The organism is Martinezella tropici (assembly GCF_008370325.1).
Classification (GTDB): domain Bacteria; phylum Pseudomonadota; class Alphaproteobacteria; order Rhizobiales; family Rhizobiaceae; genus Rhizobium; species Rhizobium tropici_B.
This window is the reverse complement of record NZ_VNIP01000011.1, coordinates 217770-237320: the sequence shown is the minus strand read 5'-3', so window position 1 is coordinate 237320 and position 19551 is coordinate 217770. Positions and strand designations below refer to the sequence as shown.

The following is a 19551-nucleotide window of genomic DNA, read 5'->3' as shown; positions in this document are numbered from 1 at the left end:
TCTTCTTTCAGTAGATGCGGCCTAGCTGCATTTTTCCAGAATCTCGCTTACGACATGTTCAAGCGGCGCAGTCGCATCGATGACGACGCCGTTTGTTGGGACATCTTCTTTCGTGGTGTGCAACCGCTCGATGAACTGCCGTTCGGCGGGCTTTCCACCCCACTCGGTTTCCGGCCTCTGGGCAAGCCGTCGGGTCAAGGTGTCAAGATCGACCTCGAGAACAAAAACCTGATCGAACAGATGGATAAAGCTAGGGAAATTCCTGGAGCCGCCGCAGAAGAACGACGCAGCATGGCTTTGGTCGGCCACCAGTGCTTTGACCTTGTCCACGTTCCAAATATGGTACTCGTGGGCAAGTCCAGTCAGGGGTTCCCCCGTTTTGGGATCGCTCTGATAAGCCAACTCGGTATCACCATTGATGGCATGGAAACCGCGCCGTTGCAGCTCGCGGCAGACCGATGTCTTGCCGGTGCCGGAAACGCCTTCGATCAAATAGTTTCTGATACCCATCCCATTGCTCTCGGATAGACGAGTTGCTGGCTCTAGCGTTCGCAGCTGCAGGGCCATCCCGCCGACGACGGCGGGTGGCGCCTGATTGGCCGAAGGCTCGATGGTATCCGTTAGCGAATTCGGCGCTCTGGGACCTCACATCGGCATCGGATATTTCCGGTGCACCTGCTCGATCTCGGCCAATGCCTCTTCCGGCAGCGTCGCATAAGCTGAAGCGATATCGGTCTCGAGCTGCGGCATCGTCGTGGCGCCGATAATGACGGAGGCTATGAAGGGCTTGGTGAAGCAATAGGCGAGCGCCAGCTTCGAAGGATCGATGCCGTACTTGGCGGCGATTTCGAGATAGGCTTTTACCGGCGGCTCCTGCAGCGGCTGCAGGCGGCCGCCGATGTCGAGGTTGATCGAGCCGCGCGAGCCGGCCGGCCGCACGCCGCCGACATATTTGCCGCTGAGAATGCCGCCGGCGAGCGGCGAATAGGCGAGCAGCCCGACATCCTCGTGATGCGACAGCTCGGCCAGATCGAGGTCGAAATGCCGGTAGAGCAGATTGTACTCGTTCTGCGTGATGGCAACGCGTGGCAGGCTCTTCTGCTCGGAAATCGTCAGATATTTCTGGATGCCCCAGGTCGTCTCGTTCGACAGGCCGATGGCGCGGATCTTGCCGGCCTTTATGAGCTCGCCCATCGTCTCCAGGATCTCGGTGATATTGGCAACCACCTTTTCGCGATCCTGGTTGAAAGGGTTGTAGCGCCAGTTCTGGCGGAAGTGGAAATGGCCGCGGTTCGGCCAATGGACCTGGTAGAGGTCGATATAATCGGTCTTCAGCCGCTTTAGGCTGGCATCGATCGCCGCGCGGATATTGGCGGCGTCAGCGCCCTGTCCGCCGCGCAGATATTCGCGGCCCGGCCCGGCGACTTTTGTGGCGAGCACGATATCCTTGCGCTTGCCGGTCTTCTCGAACCAGCTGCCGATATACTCTTCCGTGCGTCCCTGGGTTTCCGGCCCGACCGGCGTCGTCGGATACATTTCGGCGGTATCGAAGAAATTGATACCCTTCTGGACCGCATAGTCCATCTGCTCGTGCGCTTCGGCTTCGCTGTTCTGCGTGCCCCAGGTCATCGTGCCCAGGCAAATCTGCGAAACGGAAATATCGGTACGGCCTAAATTCTTATATTTCATGGGAGAACCTTGGAGATGGGAGGACGCTGAAATGAAGAGGATCGTGAGAATTTAGGCGCGAACCGAGCGAGCGCAAGGAAAAAATCATTGCGTTTCGCAGCCGCAAAAGCCGTTGGCGAAAGGGCTTGCGCTATTGACTCCGGCGCAAACAATGTCATTGGGAAGCAAAACGACCCCCAAAAGGACGCTTTATAATGACTGTTGCTTTCACATTTCCCGGCCAGGGCAGCCAGGCCGTCGGCATGGGCAAGGACCTTGCCGACAATTTCGCCGAGGCGCGCGCCGTCTTCGAGGAAGTCGATGAAGCGCTCGGTGAAAAGCTCTCCGACGTCATCTTCACCGGTCCGGAAGACAAGCTAACCCTGACTGCCAATGCGCAGCCGGCACTGATGGCCGTGTCGCTTGCCGTCATCCGGGTGCTGCAGGCTCGCGGCCTCGATCTGAAGAGCAAGGTGGCCTATGTCGCCGGTCATTCGCTCGGCGAATATTCCGCGCTCTGTGCCGCCGGCACCTTCTCCCTTGCCGATACCGCGCGTCTGCTGCGCATCCGCGGCAACGCCATGCAGGCGGCAGTCCCCGTTGGCGTCGGCGCTATGGCCGCGATCATCGGGCTTGAACATGCCGATGTCGTCGCCGTCTGTGCCGAAGCCTCGGCGCTCGGCGCTTGCCAGATCGCCAACGACAATGGCGGCGGCCAGATCGTCATTTCCGGCGAGAAAGCACCGGTCGAGAAGGCCGCGGAGCTTGCGACCGCCAAGGGCGCCAAGCGCGCGATCCTCCTGCCGGTCTCCGCACCCTTCCATTCAGTCTTGATGGCCCCGGCGGCCGAAGCGATGCGCGAGGCGCTTGCCGGCGTCGCCAAGGCCAATCCGGTCGTGCCTGTCATCGCCAATGTCCGGGCCGCTCCGGTCACGGATGCGGACGAGATCTCCAAGCTTCTCGTTGAGCAGGTTACCGGTCAGGTGCGCTGGCGCGAGACGGTGGAATGGTTCGCGGCCAACAATGTGACAACATTGTATGAAATTGGCGCCGGCAAGGTGCTGACGGGCCTCGCTCGTCGTATAGATAAATCGGTCAACGGCATTGCCGTCAACAATGCCGCTGATATCGACACGGCGCTTGCCGCATTGCTCGGCTGATAGATTAGGAAACGAGGGACACACATGCTTGATTTGACCGGCCGCAAGGCCCTGGTAACCGGCGCATCCGGCGGCATCGGTGAAGAAATTGCCCGGCTCCTGCACAAGCAGGGTGCGATCGTCGGCCTGCACGGCACGCGCGTCGAAAAGCTGGAGGCGCTGGCCTCTGAACTCGGCGATCGTGTCAAGATCTTCCCGGCGAACCTTTCGGATCGCGACGAGGTGAAGGCGCTGGGCGCCAAGGCGGAAGAGGAACTCGGCGGCGTCGATATCCTCGTCAACAACGCCGGCATCACTAGGGACGGCCTGTTCGTGCGCATGAGCGACGAGGATTGGGACAGCGTGCTGGAAGTCAATCTCACCGCCGTCTTCCGCCTGACCCGTGAGCTGACCCATCCGATGATGCGCCGCCGCTATGGCCGCATTATCAACATCACCTCCGTCGTCGGCGTCACCGGTAACCCCGGACAGGCGAACTACTGCGCCTCCAAGGCCGGCATGATCGGCTTCACCAAGTCGCTGGCGCAGGAAATCGCGAGCCGCAACGTGACGGTCAACTGCGTCGCCCCAGGCTTCATCGAAAGCGCGATGACGGGCAAGCTGAACGATAAGCAGAAGGAAGCCATCATGGGCGCCATTCCCATGAGGCGCATGGGCACGGGCGAGGAAGTCGCCTCGGCCGTCGCCTATCTTGCCTCGTCTGAAGCCAGCTACGTCACGGGCCAGACGATCCATGTCAACGGCGGCATGGCGATGATCTAAAGGGAATTGCTCATTGGAGGGAACTTTCCCTCCAATAGCATGTTGAGCAACCCGGAGCCGGCTATTTTCTGGCTTTGCGACGGACTTAAACCGTGTTAAGCGGGCCATGACTGTGAACAGTCGTCCGGAAAATGCAGACGGACTGGGCCGCTTTGAAGGCGCCGGACCGGATCTCAATGCCGGGTTGAACGGGTTTGCCAGCGGCGTCAGGACAGATGCTGCAGGTTTGAATTTGGGTAGGGATGTCACAAGGCATTCTCATCAGGACATAAGGTCGAGGAAACCGACATGAGCGATATCGCAGAACGCGTAAAGAAAATTGTTGTTGATCATCTTGGCGTTGACGCCGACAAGGTTGTTGAAAGCGCAAGCTTCATCGACGATCTGGGTGCGGACTCGCTCGACACCGTCGAACTGGTCATGGCCTTCGAAGAAGAATTCGGCGTTGAAATCCCCGACGACGCTGCTGACTCGATCCTGACGGTCGGCGACGCGGTAAAGTTCATTGAAAAGGCCCAGGCCTAATCTTTTGTGCTTTTTGAATGGGCGGGCTGAAGAGTCCGCCCTATTTCGTCCGGCGAAGCCGGCCGAAGCATGTTTATACGCATATCATTATAAAAAGACGGGGGTCTGCGGGCGATGAGACGTGTCGTTATCACGGGTACCGGCATGGTATCACCTTTGGGCTGTGGCACGGAGGTGTCCTGGACGCGTTTGCTCGCTGGGCACAACGGTGCGCGCCTCGTGACCGAATTCGAGGTCGAAGATCTCCCGGCTAAAATCGCCTGCCGCATTCCCGTCGGCGACGGCACCGACGGCACGTTCAATGCTGACGATTGGATGGAGCCGAAGGAACAGCGCAAGGTCGATCCCTTCATCATCTATGGCATGGCAGCCGCCGACATGGCGCTGACCGACGCCAATTGGCACCCGGCAACGGATGAGGATCAGATCGCCACGGGCGTCATGATCGGCTCCGGCATCGGCGGCCTCGAGGGCATTGTCGAAGCTGGCTACACGCTGCGCGACAAGGGTCCGCGCCGCATCTCGCCTTTCTTCATCCCGGGTCGCCTCATCAATCTTGTTTCCGGCCAGGTTTCGATCCGCCACAAGCTGCGCGGCCCGAACCATGCTGTCGTTACTGCATGCTCCACCGGTGCGCACGCCATCGGCGATGCGGCTCGCCTGATCATGCTCGGCGATGCCGATGTCATGGTCGCCGGCGGCGCCGAGGCTCCGGTCTGCCGTATCTCGCTTGCCGGCTTTGCGGCCTGCAAGGCGTTGTCGACGGATTATAACGATACGCCGCAGAAGGCCTCGCGTCCCTATGATCGCGACCGTGACGGCTTCGTCATGGGCGAGGGCGCCGGCATCGTCGTTCTCGAGGAGTTGGAACATGCCAAGGCGCGCGGCGCCAAGATCTACGCCGAAGTCGTCGGTTACGGTCTTTCCGGCGACGCTCATCACATCACTGCTCCCTCCGAGGATGGCGAAGGTGCGTTGCGCTGCATGACCTCGGCGCTGAAGCGCGCAGGTCTGACGCCGGCGGATGTCGACTACATCAATGCCCACGGCACCTCGACCATGGCCGATACGATCGAGCTCGGTGCGGTCGAGCGGCTGGTCGGCAATGCCGCGTCGAAGATCTCGATGTCATCGACCAAATCGGCGACCGGCCATCTCCTGGGGGCAGCCGGCGCGATCGAAGCGATCTTCGCCACGCTTGCCATTCGCGACAATATTGCCCCGCCGACGCTCAATCTGGATAATCCGGAACGCGAGACCGCTATCGATCTCGTCCCGCACAAGGCCCGCAAGCGCGAGATCAATGTCGCTCTGTCGAACTCCTTTGGCTTCGGCGGCACGAATGCGTCGCTTGTCCTGCGCCGATATGAGGCATAATAACGGCACGTAACTTTGAAGCGGGAGCGTTTTCGGCAAGCATGCGCCCCGTCTTGAATATTGCCGTGCGTCCGTAAGCCGCGGATGCCTCGTGGCGATGTCTGATCGGTCGAAGTCGGGACCCGGCGGGTTTCGCCTTATCTTCTGAACCTGTTTTTTGCCGCATTGCTTGGCCAAAGAGCAGGCAATCACAAAAAGGAAGGGATTGCCGGTGAGCGATACGAACCAGAGCAACGGAACTCCGAACGGGCAGAAAGGGCCGATTATCCCGAAATCGGCCAATGAAGCCCTGCGTCCGGAGCGTGTTCCGGATCCGCCGAAGCGCTCGCGCAAGGCTCGCAGCCAGATGGTCATCTTCCTGAACTTCCTGATGACGCTGGCGGTTTTCGTCGCCGTTGTCGCGGTTGGAGGGGCCTATTATGCGTTTTCGGCCTATCAAAGCCCCGGCCCGCTGACGACCAATACGAATTTTATCGTGCGCAATGGCGCAGGCCTCAGCGAGATCGCCAATCGCCTGGAATCCAACAACATCATTACCAACGAGCGCATCTTCCGCTGGCTGACGACCACCTATCTGCATGATGGCGAGACCCTTCGCGCCGGCGAATACGAGATCAAGGCTGGCGCCTCCATGAAGGACATCATGGAACTGTTGAAGTCGGGCAAGTCGATCCTTTATTCGGTCACTTTGCCGGAGGGACTGACTGTGCGGCAGATGTTCAACAAGCTGCAGGCTGATGTCGTGCTGGAAGGCGATCTGCCGTCGGCGCTGCCGCCGGAAGGCAGCCTGCGGCCGGATACCTATAAATTCACGCGCGGCACCAAACGTGCGGAAATCATCCAGCAGATGGCGGCAGCGCAGACGAAGCTGGTCGACCAGGTCTGGGAAAAGCGTGACGCAAGCGTGCAGCTGGCAAGCAAGCAGGATTTCGTCACGCTCGCCTCCATCGTGGAGAAGGAGACCGGCCTTGCCGACGAGCGCGCCCATGTCGCCTCAGTCTTCCTCAACCGCCTCGGCAAGGGCATGCGCCTGCAGTCGGATCCGACGGTCATCTACGGTCTCTTCGGCGGCGAAGGAAAGCCGTCCGATCGTCCCATCTATCAGTCCGATCTGAAGAAGGACACGCCTTACAACACCTACCTTATCAAGGGTCTGCCGCCGACGCCGATCGCAAATCCGGGCAAGGATGCCTTGGAAGCCATCGCCAACCCCTGGAAGTCGCAGGATCTCTATTTCGTGGCCGACGGCACCGGCGGCCATGTCTTCGCCGCCACGCTGGATGAGCACAATGCCAATGTCCGGCGCTGGCGCAAGCTCGTTGCCGAAAAGGGCGAAGACCCTAGCACCATTGCCGTGGACGGCCAGCCGGACGACGCGGCTGTAGCCCCCGGCTCGGGTGCCCAGCAAAAGAAAAAGACCAACTGATCTTTGCCGCGCCGTAGCCTCCATAAGACGCACGGCGCGGATTCACTTTACATCGACCCATAATGCGAAGATTTTCGGCGAATTGGGGATAGGAACCATCGGAGGCTTGCATGGCATTGCAATCCATGACCGGCTTTGCCCGGCGTGAGGGAACCAGCGGTCGCGCTCGCTGGGCATGGGAGCTGCGCTCCGTGAACGGCAAGGGGTTGGATATCCGTTTGCGCCTGCCGCCCGGCCTCGAACGTCTGGAGGCCGATATCCGCAAGTCGATCGCCGACCGGCTATCGCGTGGCAACCTGCAGGTCAGCCTGTCACTGTCGGTCGAGGAGAGCCGCGTCGAGGTTGTCGTGAACCAGGAAGCGCTGACGGCGGTCCTGGCGCTGCGCGATCAGCTTACCGGCATCGTCGATCCGGCGCCGCTACGGCTGGAGAGCCTGATGACCGTGCGCGGTCTGGTGGAGTTCAAGGAAGCTGTGGAAGACGAAGAGGCGCTTGCCGCGCGCGATGCCCATATCATGGCGGGCCTTGAAACCGCGCTTGGCGATCTGCGTGACATGCGCCGGCAAGAGGGCGAGGCGCTCGGCAAGATTCTGCTTGGCCAGGTCGCAACCATCGAGGCGCTGACATCGACCGTCGAGCGCGATCCGTCCCGCTCGCCGCAGGAGATTGCCGCGAGACTGGCGACGCAGGTTTCGATGCTATTGGAAGGTTCGTCGGGCCTCGACCGTGACAGGCTGCATGCCGAAGCCGCCCTTCTTGCGACCAAGGCGGACCTGCGCGAGGAAATCGATCGCCTGAAGGCGCATGTGGCCGCGGCACGCGATCTTATTTCCAAGGGCGGGCCTGTCGGCCGCAAGCTCGATTTTCTTGCACAGGAATTTAACCGGGAATCGAATACTATCTGTTCGAAGTCGAATGCAGCGGCGGTTACCGCCGCCGGCATCGAGCTGAAGGTGGTTATCGACCAGTTCCGCGAACAGGTCCAGAATTTGGAGTAGGCCATGAAGCCGGCGACATCCACATCCATTCCGATCGCCCGCCGGGGGCTGATGCTTGCCATCTCCTCGCCATCCGGAGCGGGCAAGTCGACGATCGCGCGTAACCTGCTGGAAAAAGATGGCGAAGTCAGCCTTTCTGTCAGCGTTACGACCCGACAGCGGCGGCCGAGCGAGATCGAAGGCGTGCATTATCATTTCGTCTCGCAGCGTGAGTTCGAGCGTCTTCGCGATTCCGACTCGCTGCTGGAATGGGCCGAGGTGCATGGCAATTTCTACGGCACGCCGCGCGAGCCGGTAGAGGTGGCGATGGCCGAAGGCCGCGACATGCTTTTCGATATCGACTGGCAGGGCGCCCAGCAGCTGCAGGAGAAGATGCCGGCCGACGTCGTTTCCATCTTCGTGCTGCCGCCGACCATGACCGAGCTGCAATCGCGCCTGCATCGCCGCGCCGAGGATTCCGAAGAGGTGATCGCCAGGCGTCTTGCCAATTCCCGCGCCGAAATCGCCCATTGGCGCGAATATGACTATGTCATCGTCAACGACGATCTCACCCTGGCCTTCAACGCCGTCCAGTCCATCGTCAAGGCCGAGCGCCTGCGCCGCGACCGGCGGCATGGCATGTTCGATTTCGTTCGCGACCTGCTGGAAGAGACGCCGAAGCTCTGATCCCGATCGGAAGCTCTGATCCCGGTCGGAAACTCGGACCCGATCAAAGGCAGTTCGCCAATCGGCAGAATTCTTCAACGGAAAGCGTTTCGGCACGGCGCTGCGGATCGATCTCCGCCTTCAGCAAAAGCGCCTCGCCGCCGATCGGCTTCAGGCTCTGGCGCAGCATCTTCCGACGCTGGCCGAAGGCCGCCTGCGTTACCTTTTCGAGTTTGCCGACATCGCATGGGATCGGGTTTTCCCTCGGCGTCAGATGCACCACCGTGGAGGTTACCTTCGGCGGCGGCGTGAAGGCCTGTGGAGGCACGTCGAAGGCCATGCGAGCTTCCGTCCGCCAGCCGCAGAGCACGCCAAGCCGGCCATAATGGTCGTCATCCTCCTGCGCAACGATCCGCTGGCCGACTTCCTTCTGAAACATCAAGGTCAGGGATTGCCAGAAGGGCGGCCACTGCGCCGGCAGAAGCCAATTGACCAGAAGCTGGGTGCCGACATTATAAGGCAGGTTGGCTATGATCTTGATAGGTCCTTCGGGCGCAAGAGCCGTAAAATCGGTCTTTAGCGCATCGCCCTCGGTCACCTCAAGCCGGCCGGGATAGTGATCTGAGATTTCCGCCAGCGCCGGCAGGCAGCGTGCATCGCGCTCGACGGCGATGACCTTGGCAGCGCCGAGCGCCAGGATGGCCCGCGTCAGGCCGCCCGGGCCGGGACCGACTTCGAAGACGGTTACGCCTTCCAGCGATCCGGCCGTTCTGGCGACCTTCTGTGTCAGATTGAGGTCGAGAAGAAAGTTCTGGCCGAGCGCCTTGCGCGCGTCGAGGCCGTGACGCTGGATCACATCGCGAAGGGGTGGCAAACCATCCAGTGCGGCCATCAGCGAGCGCTTCCGGTCTTGCCGCTGATTTCGCTCGCCAATCTGAGGGCTGCGACAAGGCTGTCTTCCTTGGCGATGCCCTTGCCGGCGATACCGAATGCAGTGCCGTGGTCCGGGGAAGTGCGGACGAAGGGCAAGCCAAGCGTGACATTGACGGAATCGTCGAAGCCGAGCGCCTTGGCCGGGATCAGTGCTTGATCGTGATACATGCAGACGGCGACGTCATAGCGCCGCCGGGCCTCGTCGTGGAACATCGTGTCGGCGGGCAGGGGACCAAAAGCGTCGATGCCCTCGCCGCGAAGGATCTCGATCGCGGGACGGACGATCTCATCGTCCTCCTTGCCAAGCGCGCCATTTTCGCCGGCATGCGGATTGAGACCGGCAACCGCGAGGCGTGGCTTGGAAATACCGAAGCGGTGGCGCAGATCATGGTCGGTGATCCGGCAGGTCTCGACGATCAGCTCGCAGGTCAGCACCTGCGGCACATCCTTCAGAGGAATATGGATGGTGACGGGGATGGCTCGGAGCTTCGGACCGGCGAGCAGCATGACCGGCATGACCGGTTTTCCGGTCGCGCGCGTCGCGAGATCCGCGAGGAATTCGGTATGGCCTGGAAAGCCGAAACCGGCGTTATAGAGCACCGATTTGGCAATCGGATTGGTGACGACAGCGGAGGTCTGACCACCCATGCTCAGCGACACGGCCATTTCTATGGCTGCAATCGTGCCTTTGGCGGTGGCGACATGCGGTTCGCCGGCATTGACGCCTATTCCGGCCTCGATCAGCAGGACCGGCAGCGCATCCCGGAAGATGCCGCGGGCGGTCACCGGGTCGGCGACCTTCAGGGGCACGGTCAAGCCGAGCTGCGAAGCGCGCGCAGCTAGAATGCCGGCGTCGCCGAGAAACAGGAAGGGAGGCAGATCGAGCTCGCCGCGGCGCAGCCAGGCGGCGAGCGTAATGTCGGGGCCTATGCCAGCCGGATCCCCCTGCGTGAGCGCAAGGGGGAGGGAGGAGCGCGGCGGCATCGTCAATCAGCGATAGACGATCTGCGCCTTGGAGCGCAGTTCATCCACGTATTTCTTGTCGTTGGCGCTGACGCCTCCGGCCTTATCCTTGCCGATATCTTCAGCGCGGAACACGGCGGCGGCGGCGACGTCATCGTTCACCTGACGCTGGGAGCAGATGGCGACATATTCGACGCCTCGGTCGGTTATGATAGGAGAGGTCGTGTTGCCGGAAGCCTTCTCCAGCAGCGGCTTCCACATTTCCGGAACTTCCGGTGCGAGCACCCGACCAAGATCCTGAACGGAGACATCGTGCATGGTTGCGGCGAAAACCTTTGCCTGGTCACAGCCGGGGAATTTGGAACGCGATGCTTCAGCCTCGGCCTTGCGCTTGTTCAGGATGGCATTCCGCTTCGCGGTCGGCACGACGAAAACGATCTGCTTCAGGAAATATTCCGTTGTGACCGGCTTCGTCTTGTTCTCGGTCATGCGCGACACGAGATCGTCATTCGACATACGGCTTCTCGCGCCGAAGCGTGCGTTGACAACGCGGGGCCAGCTCATGGAAACGGCGATGTAGGACTTGAAGTGGTCGACGCCAACCCCGGCCTTGTCAAGAATCTGACTGAGCTGAGCCGGCGACATCTTGTTGCTGGAAGCGAAGCGTCCAAAGGCGGCGTCGACATCAGTGGTCGAAACGGACATGCGCAGGCGGGAGATTTCCGCACGCTTCAGCGTTTCGTCGACAAGTTGTTCCTTGGCGACCTTGCTGAGGTCGCCCTTCTGGCGTTGCAGCTTGAGGAAAGCGACGCGCTTGGCAATGTCGCCGGATGTGATCACCTGACTGTTAACGAGGACTTTTACCTCGCTGGCCGCGAAAGCGACATCGCTGCTCGGCACGGTGAAGCTCGCCATAACCAAAGCTGCTGCTCCGAACAATAGAGCACGCATCGCTGTCTTTCCAGAAAACATCAACTACCCCTTCCCAAAGGTCTTTCTGCCGGCCTTGCGCCGTATTGGTGCGCCTTGGCGCAATACGGCAACTTTGCGCCACATGTCTACATCAAGCGCGATGAATTGCAAAATCCTTGCGGCGAAACAATGACACCGCGAATAGCGAGCCGTTTCAACGCAAAAGAGCCGGCGATTAAGCCGGCTCCTTGTAACTTCGATCCATATCAGAACGTTGCGTCCTGGACGCTACCGAGATTGACGTCGCCCAACGTGCGGAAGGTCAGGCGAGCGCCGATCGACCAATTGCTTGCCGAGCTGGCTGTCGTATCCTTCTTGTCTAGGAATGACACGGTGAAGATCGTGCATTCATCCTCGTATGAAAGACCGACGCCCTGGCGGGTGATCTCATTGCTATTGAGATCATAGCTCATCGTGCCGAAGACGGACCAATATTCCTTGAACTTGATCTGCGCGCGCGATTGGATTTCATCCTGATTGCTGGTGAAACCATATTGCGGCTGTGCGGAAATATGCGTGTAGATCAAGGACGTCTGGAATACATCATTCGCGAAGCCGACGGCTGTATCACCGCGGCGGAAGGCGAAGTCCTTTTCGTCGAAGCGATAGGAGGTCGACAGCGAGATGCCCTGCGGCGTCGTCAAGCCGAACATAGTGACGTAGTCGGAACGAGTCGTTTCAAGTCCGGATTCCGAACCGACACCCGCCAGATCCGTTTGCGCAAATGAATTGCGTCCCGCGAGCTGGTAGGATTGCCCGAAGATATGCTGCAGCTTGTAGCCACTGTCGAAGCTGGCGGTATAGCGCCAGCCAATGTTGGCGCGCGTGCCGCCCTCTATGCGGTCGAAGCCCGAGAACTTGTCGCGATCGAACAGGTTGGTCGCGTCGAAAACGAAGCTCTGCGCATCCTCATTCGGCAAGCGGCCAGCAAGCTGCTCGTCCGGCCGCACATAGATCTGCGCGATCGGCTCGAACACATGCGTACTGTTGCTTGTCGTGATCAGGAATGGGTACTTGGCCTCGAGGCCGGCGGTGACCATGCCACGGGCGGCATAATCGCTGGTGTCGTAATTGCCTGGATAGCTGAACGATGCGCCGAAGGAGTTGGGCGAATTCATGTCCAGACCATAGACGTCACCGCGCGCCGCCGCCAATGGCGTCAGCACAAGGCCTTCATCGGTCGTAAAGGTACGTTGCCACTGCAGTTCAGTGCTGAAGCGCGTATAGTCGCCAGAGAGGCCGAGGAAACGGTCGTTCAAGTTGGCGTCGCCAAGATTGAATACGTTGTCGAGTGCGGATGTCTTCTCACGCGACAGGTGCGTGAAGTTCATCGTTGCTGACAGCTCGCCGCCATAGACCGATTTCGGATCGACATAGTGATAGTCGATACTCGGATAGACATAGGCCTGCTGCTTTTGTGCCGTGGCGTTATTGTCTGTGTCCTGCACGTTATAATAGAAGGCGCGCATATCGAAGAAATTGCGCTTTCCGATGCCGGTCAAATAGGCTTGGTTGGTATGGGTGCTTTGGTTGAGCCCATCCAGACCATAGGTACGCGAGAAATTGTTATCGCTTTGGGCCATGACATCCCAGCCGAAAGTCCAGCGAGGATTGATCCTGAAATCGGCCTTGGAGTTGATCATGCCGCGAGTTTTGTGCTCGGCATCAGTCGTACCGGCAGCGAAGGCGTCCGGATTCATCTGATTGATGCCGGCAACCCGCAGGATATGCGTGCCATTTTCGAAACGCTGGCGGAACTCGCCTTCGAGCAAAAGGCCCTGGTTGGTAAAGCCGGTTGCGGTGATCGTCGCATCCATGCTCGGCGAAATGACGTAGTAATAGGGAACCCTTACGCCGACGCCGAGACGCTCCGAAACGCTCACCGACGGAAACAGGAAGCCGGATTTCCGCTTGACCGTATTGTCCGGAACCTCGATCCACGGAATATAGGCGATTGGCTGGCCGAACAGTTCGAAGCGGGCATGTTCCAGACGCACGGTATGCGTGACGCCGTTTTGGACGACGCGCTGGGCCTTGACCTGCCACAGCGGAGCCCGGCCTTGCTCGGAGCAGGCCATGCAGGCGGTGTAAACCCCCTTCGTCAGAATCAGCTGGTTGCCGCCGACCCGCTCGCCCTTTTCGGCGACCATGCGGGTATTATCAGGCATTTCGATGCGCAGCGCATTCACGAAGCCATCGGAAAAGCTGTCGGTGACGTCCATTTTGTCACCGTACATGCGGTTACCGTCCGGAGTGATCAGCTCGACATTGCCGAGAGCTGTCATTCGCCCGGATTTCTGATTATACTCAACCTTCTGGGCAACCATTTTGTAGCTGCCATAGTTGATCTGGACCGCACCGCTTGCGGTGACGATCTGCGTATCCTTGTTATAGACCAGTTCGTTGGACGAAAGGACCAGCTTTGCGCCCTCCGGCACCTTCACCTTGATAGGTGAGGTAACAGTGCCGGCACCGCTGTTATTATTGTTGTTGGCCTGGGCGTAAACTACGACCGGGCTCATAACATATGCGCATGCAGCCGTGCCCGTAACGAGGGCAGCCACAATCTTTTTAATACTCTCGCGGTTGCCTGCCGCCACTTAGCCGTCCTCCTGATGAAGCAGGATCGTTGCTCCGAATGCCAATGCGACGATCACGGGTATCCATGTCGCCACGTAGGGAGGAACCACTCCGCTGCTCCCGAATGCCTTTACAAGCACGGTGACAACATAAAGCACGAAGCCGGAGAGGATTCCACCCAGAATCACGGAGCGCGATTGGTTGAATCTACTGAATTTTAGGGACACGGTTGCTGCGATCAACGTCATTGCTATGAGAAGGAATGGTTGCGATAGCAGCGAATGAAATTGTGTCTCAAGTGCGTTGGTCGATATGCCGAAGGAGCGCGCGATCTTTATTCGATTAGAAAGATCATAAAAAGCAATGGTTTCCGGCTGTGCCAGCCGCTGCGAAACGAAATCCTGTTTCAGATTCGTACGAACCTGTACCGAACTCTTATGATCCGGTATTTCGCCCGGCCGCCGCTCGACGACATTGTTAAGAAGCCAGTAACCATCTTCCAATTTTGCCGACTGCGCGTCCTGCCGCAGGACGATATTTCCCTGTGAATCGAAGTGGATAAAGACGACGCCCATCAGCGTCGTTCCATTGTCCAGAATGGCCTTGGCGCCGATGATCGTATCGTCCTTGCCATTCGATTGACGCAGCCACGGGATCGAAAGCTTGTTGTGATAGGAAGGGTCGCCGCGCAGGTCGGCTTCCATCGTTTCCGCCTGACGTTGCCCCCATGCAGCGACCGGATTGAGGGCGAGCATGGTCAGCAATCCCACGAAAAAGGCGCCCACGATGAACGGCGTCATGAACTGCCAGACGGAGATGCCGGCCGCGCGCGCAATAACCAGTTCGCGGCGACGATTGAGCGCGATCAACACCGTCATGCCGACGAAGAGCGAGATGAACGGCACCGTCTGCTGCAGAATGAACGGCAATCGGACTGCTGTCATCACCAGACCGAGCGAGACCGTATAGCCGGGCAATCCGGCCAACCGCCCGGCGGTTTCGCTGAAGTCGACAAGATAGACGATCGAGATGACGCCCAGGAAGAACCAGAACGTCGTCACGATGTAACGCGTGAAGAAATAACGCCCGAGCGTGCCGAAAATCATGCGCCGCTCCCGTTGGAGCCGCCGCCCGGCGCCGCCGGCATGCGATCCTGAACCCGTTGCCGCCAGTTGCTGAGGCGGTTTCGGATCGATACCGGCATCGACATCTTCCGGTTACGCATCAGCAGCGCGATCGCAATAGCGGCGGCGATGATGTTGATGGCGTAGAGAATGCCGACGAAGCGAGGCGAATTATCGATCTGATTGGCCGCGTAGAAGTCGGCCCAGCGCAGTGCGAAGGCTATCGTCAAGGCCGACACCATCGGGTGCAGCCGCGCCTCGCGATGGGAGCGGGCATCGCCGGCAATCACCAGGGATATAAGCGCGAATATCGCGGGCAGGGCCCATTCGTTGAGGCGCCGATGCAGCTCGGCCCGATAGCTGCCTGGTCTTGTCTTGTAATCCGGATCGTTCGGATCCGGATTGAAGAGGAAGCCGAGGCTGCGATCGCTGGCGCGCAAATTCGCCTGGCCGCGGCTCTGGGTCATGTCGGAGAGGTCGAAGGAATAGGAATCGAACTTGATAACCGAGACGTTGCCGTCGGGCGTCTTGCGATGCACCTCGCCATCTTTCATCAGCAGCGAGGTACCGCTCGGATCGACGGCGCCTTCCTTCGCATAATAGATGAGATCGAAGGCGGGATCGCGGGAATCGACCACGAACAGCCCTTTGAGGATGCGCCCCGACATGCGCTGCGAAATCTGTACATAGAGTCCATCTTCGATGCGCCGGAAATTCTTCTCTTCGATCACGGTGGAAAGAAGGTCGGCATAGGCTTCGGCCACCATCTGGCGCGCAGCGACGCGGGCCCTTGGCTCGACCGAGTTGTCGACGAAGAAGGAAAACGCGCTGATGGCGATGGCGAGAATCATGATCGGACGGATGATGATGCTGCGTTTCGCGCCTGCCGCCTCCATGACGGTCAGCTCCGAATCGCTGTTCATTGCCGTCAGCGTCTGCGTGATGCCGATGACCAACGCGAAGGGCAGAACGATCGGAATAATCGTCGGCAGAATGAGCGTCGCAAGCTTTGCGAACGAGCCCATCGATTGGCCGCTATCCGTCACCAGATTGATGCGCTGCAGCACCTGGGTCGTCCAGATGATGGCGAGCACCGGCAGCAGGGCTACCAGGAACATCATACCGACACGCCGTACGATATATGTCTCGAATAACTTCATGCCGGCCCTTAAACGCAACAGCTGCCGTGCGAGCCGGCAGAGATTCACCCTCATCTACGCTGTTTAAGTTTTTTTGGCGACAACCAACTCGAAAAAAAATCGTTAATTTTCCGAGATTCTTCTGTCGTGTGTCGTTTGGGATAATGCCAGCAGCGCGGCAAATATGACAAGCGATGAGAGCCAGCCGAGCACGGCATCGGAGAGGTAATGCCCGCCAAAAGCCACCCGAAGCGCGGGAATGAGGATCGAGACTGCTGCGATCGGCAAGGCGGCGGCCGATCGGTATGGCTGCGGGATGATGAAGATCAGGCAGAACAGCCAGCCGGCAGCCGCTGCTTCGCCCGAGATGAACGAACAGTTGCTGGCGCATTTTCCCGCGAAGGAACCCGCTTGGACGAAATCGAGCGTGCCGCCGAAGAGGTCGGTCTGCCTCGGGCGCGGGCGCCCCGAAAAAGCCTTCAGCCAGAGATTGACGATCAGCACCGGACCGATCAGCAGCGACCCGAGCGCGATCTTCAGATTGCGCGCCCGCAGCCTGTTGAAGGTCGCTCCGTGATGCTGCCAGCACCGGAACAGCATCCAGGCAAGGACGGCGGCCACGATGTAGGGGAGCTGAAAGAATATCTCCCGCAACAGCCGCATATGCGTGTCGGCATTATAGGGGAAGATGCCGCATATCTGACCCGGGCGCGTGCTTGCAAGACACTGCTGCGGCAGGAAAAACATGTTCGCGACGGCGAGATCGATCTGTGGAAAAACCGAGAAGAGGCCAAGCAGTGCCCACCAGAGACAGAAGAGGCCGATGAAGGCATCGCCCGCCGTGCGCGGCCGCAGAATCTCAGGGAAGCGGTCTGCGCGATTGAAACTGTTGAAATCTATGATCAAGACGGCTTTCCGGCAAAAGATCGGGCCACCCCCAGCGCGGCTAAAACACCATTGCGTGTAGCCTAGCTGCTCTACATGACAGAGATTTGAAGCCGCCGAACGGGCTTCTTTAGCGAATGCTTTGCCAAACGCTTGTGTTCCCTAGACAAACCTAGAATGATGGTTGTGCAAAGTTCTTCTATTACGACGCATGTTTATCGGAGCAGAAATGTCTGTGAAATTCGAGATTTCCTTCGCCAAGTCGGCTCGCCTCAGCGGCGGTCTGGCCATTCTCCTGAAAGGCACGGACAGCGAGTTGCCGGCAGGCGCTGAGAGCGCCGATCCGGGCAATGTTTTCGCCCGGGCCGCGCCCGTGGCCGGCTTCAAGAGCAAGGCGTTGAGCGCGTTGGATATCATCGCTCCCGAGGCCTCGCCCGTCGATCGGATCATCGTCATCGGCACCGGCAAGGCCAGGGACCTGGCTGCGCATGACTGGCTGAGGCTTGGCGGGAGTGCCGCGGCAAAGATCCGCAACGTGGAGAAAGTCACCATCTTCCTGGACGCGCCGGCAGTCGATGTCGGAGCCAGAGAAGCCGCCGATTTTGCCCTGGGCATGCTCCTGCGCGCCTATAGCTTCGATACATATAAGACGAAGAAGGGTGACGATGACGAAAAGAACGGCTCCCGCAAGGCGGTGAAGGTCACGATCGTCACCCAGGAGGCCGCGGCTGCCAAGAAACTTTACGCAACCTCCGAAGCCGTCGCGGGCGGCGTCCTCCTTGCGCGCGATCTCGTCAACGAGCCGCCGAATGTCCTCGGCCCCGTGGAATTCGCGGCCAAGGCCAAGGAGCTGGAAAAGCTTGGCGTCGAGATCGAGATTCTGACGGAGCGCGAGATGCGCCGGCTCGGCATGGCCGCTCTACTCGGCGTCGCGCAGGGTTCTGTCCGGCCGCCGCGCCTGGTGGTCATGCAATGGAAGGGCGGCAAGGCGAAGGAGAAGCCGGTCGCCTTCATCGGCAAGGGGGTCGTCTTCGACACTGGCGGCATTTCCATCAAGCCCGCCGCCGGCATGGAAGAGATGAAGGGCGATATGGGCGGGGCGGCGGCCGTCACCGGCCTCATGCACACGCTTGCCGCCCGCGAAGCCAAGGTCAACGCCATCGGCGTCATCGGCCTGGTCGAGAACATGCCCGACGGCAATGCCCAGCGCCCCGGCGATATCGTCACCTCCATGTCCGGCCAGACGATCGAGATCATCAACACGGATGCCGAGGGGCGGCTCGTTCTCTGCGATGCGCTCTGGTACACGAACGACCGCTTCAAGCCGCAGTTCATGATCAACCTGGCGACGCTGACCGGCGCCATCCTCGTCGCCCTCGGCAACCTGCAGGCCGGCCTATTCTGCAACGACGACAAGCTGGCGGGCGAGCTGACCGCGGCGGGCCTCGTGACCGATGAGCGCCTGTGGCGCATGCCGCTCGGCAAGGACTACGACAAGATGATCGACAGCAAGTTCGCTGACATGAAGAACACCGGCGGCCGCCACGCCGGCTCGATCACCGCCGCCCAGTTCCTCAAGCGCTTCGTCGGTGAAACGCCGTGGGCGCATCTCGATATCGCCGGCACGGCGATGGGTTCGGTCCAGGACGAGATCAACCAGTCCTGGGGTTCCGGTTTCGGCGTGCGCCTGCTCGATCAGCTGGTCCGCGCCAACTACGAATCGTGACCAGCCGGGTTTTGTGAGATGGAGCCTTTTCGCGATTCGAAGAAAAGCGAAAAGGCTCTATCCTTTTGTTGCGACGCAATTCCGAACGGAAAACCGCTTCGCACTTTTCCTGGAATTGCTCTAGAAGGGACGGCATGACCGACGTTCTCTTCTATCATCTGACGGAATCGAAGCTCGAAGACGCCCTGCCGCCGTTGATCGACAAAAGTGTCGAGCGCGGCTGGCAGGTCGCCGTGCAGATGCGCGAGCCGGCGCGCCGCGATCTCCTCGATTCCCATCTTTGGACCTATCGCGAAGACAGTTTCCTGCCACATGGCACGGATGAAGGCGAGATGGTGGACAGGCAGCCGGTGCTTCTCACCGTCTCCTCCGACAATGCCAATAACGCGACGGTGCGCTTTTTCATCGATGGCGCCGAGGCTACGGATGTCGGAACGTACCAGCGCGTCGTGCTGATGTTCGACGGCTATGATCAGGAGCAGCTGGAAAGCGCGCGCGCGCAATGGAAGCGGTTGAAAGGCGAGGGGCATAACCTCACTTACTGGCAGCAGACGCAGGATGGCCGTTGGGAAAAGAAGGCTTAGTAAAACTGCGCAGCGGTTTTCCGTCCGGAATGCGTTTGGAAACAACAGGATAGAGCGTTTTCGCGATTCGAAGAAAAGCGGAAG

General features: G+C 59.8%; 18 protein-coding genes. 9 read left to right on the top strand and 9 right to left on the bottom strand.

Annotated features, from left to right (window positions below):
* Positions 1-21: 21 nt before the first annotated feature.
* Together FP026_RS22040 and FP026_RS22035 are read right to left on the bottom strand one after the other, a co-directional pair.
* Positions 22-510, bottom strand: a complete 489-nt coding sequence (locus FP026_RS22040) for an AAA family ATPase (RefSeq protein ID WP_149636723.1) — start codon at positions 508-510, stop codon at positions 22-24.
* A gap of 135 nt (positions 511-645) precedes the next feature.
* Positions 646-1689, bottom strand: a complete 1044-nt coding sequence (locus FP026_RS22035) for an aldo/keto reductase (protein ID WP_149636722.1) — start codon at positions 1687-1689, stop codon at positions 646-648.
* A 194-nt stretch (positions 1690-1883) separates the two neighbouring features.
* On the opposite strand from FP026_RS22035, the gene fabD reads away from it, so the two are divergent.
* From fabD to gmk, 7 genes are all read left to right on the top strand, one after another.
* Positions 1884-2828, top strand: coding sequence for an ACP S-malonyltransferase (gene fabD, locus FP026_RS22030; protein ID WP_149636721.1), 945 nt, complete (start codon positions 1884-1886; stop codon positions 2826-2828).
* Positions 2829-2852: 24 nt separating this feature from the next.
* Positions 2853-3590: a 3-oxoacyl-[acyl-carrier-protein] reductase gene (fabG, locus tag FP026_RS22025; RefSeq protein ID WP_149636720.1), complete on the top strand. Its 738-nt coding sequence runs from the start codon at positions 2853-2855 to the stop codon at positions 3588-3590.
* Positions 3591-3878: 288 nt separating this feature from the next.
* Entirely contained in the window at positions 3879-4115 is a 237-nt protein-coding gene (locus FP026_RS22020; protein WP_004122114.1) for an acyl carrier protein, read from the top strand.
* 114 nt (positions 4116-4229) lie between these two features.
* Complete coding sequence (fabF, locus tag FP026_RS22015) at positions 4230-5492, top strand: beta-ketoacyl-ACP synthase II (protein WP_149636719.1); 1263 nt, start codon at positions 4230-4232, stop codon at positions 5490-5492.
* A gap of 211 nt (positions 5493-5703) precedes the next feature.
* Positions 5704-6918 carry an endolytic transglycosylase MltG gene (gene mltG / locus FP026_RS22010; protein WP_149636718.1) on the top strand — a complete coding sequence of 405 codons (1215 nt, stop codon included), beginning with the start codon at positions 5704-5706 and terminating at the stop codon, positions 6916-6918.
* Positions 6919-7028: 110 nt separating this feature from the next.
* A complete protein-coding gene (locus tag FP026_RS22005; RefSeq protein ID WP_149636717.1) occupies positions 7029-7916 on the top strand; it encodes a YicC/YloC family endoribonuclease in 888 nt (295 codons plus the stop codon).
* Between the two features lie 3 nt (positions 7917-7919).
* A complete protein-coding gene (gene gmk / locus FP026_RS22000) occupies positions 7920-8582 on the top strand; it encodes a guanylate kinase (protein ID WP_113347447.1) in 663 nt (220 codons plus the stop codon).
* A gap of 43 nt (positions 8583-8625) precedes the next feature.
* On the opposite strand, the gene rsmA is transcribed toward gmk, so the two are convergent.
* The 7 genes from rsmA to FP026_RS21965 all read right to left on the bottom strand — a co-directional run bounded on the left by rsmA (position 8626) and on the right by FP026_RS21965 (position 17178).
* A complete protein-coding gene (gene rsmA, locus FP026_RS21995) occupies positions 8626-9453 on the bottom strand; it encodes a 16S rRNA (adenine(1518)-N(6)/adenine(1519)-N(6))-dimethyltransferase RsmA (protein ID WP_149636716.1) in 828 nt (275 codons plus the stop codon).
* Positions 9453-10478, bottom strand: coding sequence for a 4-hydroxythreonine-4-phosphate dehydrogenase PdxA (gene pdxA, locus FP026_RS21990; RefSeq protein WP_149636715.1), 1026 nt, complete (start codon positions 10476-10478; stop codon positions 9453-9455). Before pdxA ends, rsmA begins: the two co-directional genes overlap by 1 nt.
* Positions 10479-10484: 6 nt before the next feature.
* Entirely contained in the window at positions 10485-11429 is a 945-nt protein-coding gene (locus tag FP026_RS21985) for a peptidylprolyl isomerase (RefSeq protein WP_149636714.1), read from the bottom strand.
* 206 nt (positions 11430-11635) lie between these two features.
* The gene (locus FP026_RS21980) at positions 11636-14029 is read right to left on the bottom strand and encodes an LPS-assembly protein LptD (RefSeq protein ID WP_149636713.1); all 2394 of its coding nucleotides are present in this window, start codon (positions 14027-14029) and stop codon (positions 11636-11638) included.
* On the bottom strand, positions 14030-15115 hold the full coding sequence (lptG, locus tag FP026_RS21975) for an LPS export ABC transporter permease LptG (protein ID WP_149636712.1): 1086 nt from the start codon (positions 15113-15115) through the stop codon (positions 14030-14032). It lies immediately after the preceding gene.
* Entirely contained in the window at positions 15112-16293 is a 1182-nt protein-coding gene (gene lptF, locus FP026_RS21970) for an LPS export ABC transporter permease LptF (protein WP_149636711.1), read from the bottom strand. Before lptF ends, lptG begins: the two co-directional genes overlap by 4 nt.
* A 102-nt stretch (positions 16294-16395) precedes the next feature.
* Positions 16396-17178, bottom strand: coding sequence for a phosphatase PAP2 family protein (locus FP026_RS21965; protein WP_149636710.1), 783 nt, complete (start codon positions 17176-17178; stop codon positions 16396-16398).
* 208 nt (positions 17179-17386) lie between these two features.
* Here FP026_RS21965 and FP026_RS21960 point away from each other — a divergent pair, with 208 nt between their 5' ends.
* Positions 17387-18883 (top strand): leucyl aminopeptidase, encoded by a 1497-nt coding sequence (locus FP026_RS21960; protein ID WP_149636709.1) that lies wholly within the window; start codon positions 17387-17389, stop codon positions 18881-18883.
* Positions 18884-19017: 134 nt separating this feature from the next.
* On the top strand, positions 19018-19467 hold the full coding sequence (locus FP026_RS21955) for a DNA polymerase III subunit chi (protein ID WP_149636708.1): 450 nt from the start codon (positions 19018-19020) through the stop codon (positions 19465-19467).
* Positions 19468-19551 lie beyond the last annotated feature (84 nt).

What these genes read in the sequence shown, in the direction of transcription:
- pdxA (WP_149636715.1), bottom strand. Translation starts at nt 10,478, where the DNA reads ATGCCGCCGCGCTCCTCCCTCCCCCTTGCGCTCACGCAGGGGGATCCG.
- FP026_RS22005 (WP_149636717.1), top strand. Translation starts at nt 7,029, where the DNA reads ATGGCATTGCAATCCATGACCGGCTTTGCCCGGCGTGAGGGAACCAGC.
- FP026_RS22035 (WP_149636722.1), bottom strand. Translation starts at nt 1,689, where the DNA reads ATGAAATATAAGAATTTAGGCCGTACCGATATTTCCGTTTCGCAGATT.
- FP026_RS22040 (WP_149636723.1), bottom strand. Translation starts at nt 510, where the DNA reads ATGGGTATCAGAAACTATTTGATCGAAGGCGTTTCCGGCACCGGCAAG.
- FP026_RS21985 (WP_149636714.1), bottom strand. Translation starts at nt 11,429, where the DNA reads ATGTTTTCTGGAAAGACAGCGATGCGTGCTCTATTGTTCGGAGCAGCA.
- rsmA (WP_149636716.1), bottom strand. Translation starts at nt 9,453, where the DNA reads ATGGCCGCACTGGATGGTTTGCCACCCCTTCGCGATGTGATCCAGCGT.
- FP026_RS21955 (WP_149636708.1), top strand. Translation starts at nt 19,018, where the DNA reads ATGACCGACGTTCTCTTCTATCATCTGACGGAATCGAAGCTCGAAGAC.
- FP026_RS22020 (WP_004122114.1), top strand. Translation starts at nt 3,879, where the DNA reads ATGAGCGATATCGCAGAACGCGTAAAGAAAATTGTTGTTGATCATCTT.
- fabD (WP_149636721.1), top strand. Translation starts at nt 1,884, where the DNA reads ATGACTGTTGCTTTCACATTTCCCGGCCAGGGCAGCCAGGCCGTCGGC.
- FP026_RS21960 (WP_149636709.1), top strand. Translation starts at nt 17,387, where the DNA reads ATGTCTGTGAAATTCGAGATTTCCTTCGCCAAGTCGGCTCGCCTCAGC.
- fabG (WP_149636720.1), top strand. Translation starts at nt 2,853, where the DNA reads ATGCTTGATTTGACCGGCCGCAAGGCCCTGGTAACCGGCGCATCCGGC.
- lptG (WP_149636712.1), bottom strand. Translation starts at nt 15,115, where the DNA reads ATGATTTTCGGCACGCTCGGGCGTTATTTCTTCACGCGTTACATCGTG.
- lptF (WP_149636711.1), bottom strand. Translation starts at nt 16,293, where the DNA reads ATGAAGTTATTCGAGACATATATCGTACGGCGTGTCGGTATGATGTTC.
- gmk (WP_113347447.1), top strand. Translation starts at nt 7,920, where the DNA reads ATGAAGCCGGCGACATCCACATCCATTCCGATCGCCCGCCGGGGGCTG.
- fabF (WP_149636719.1), top strand. Translation starts at nt 4,230, where the DNA reads ATGAGACGTGTCGTTATCACGGGTACCGGCATGGTATCACCTTTGGGC.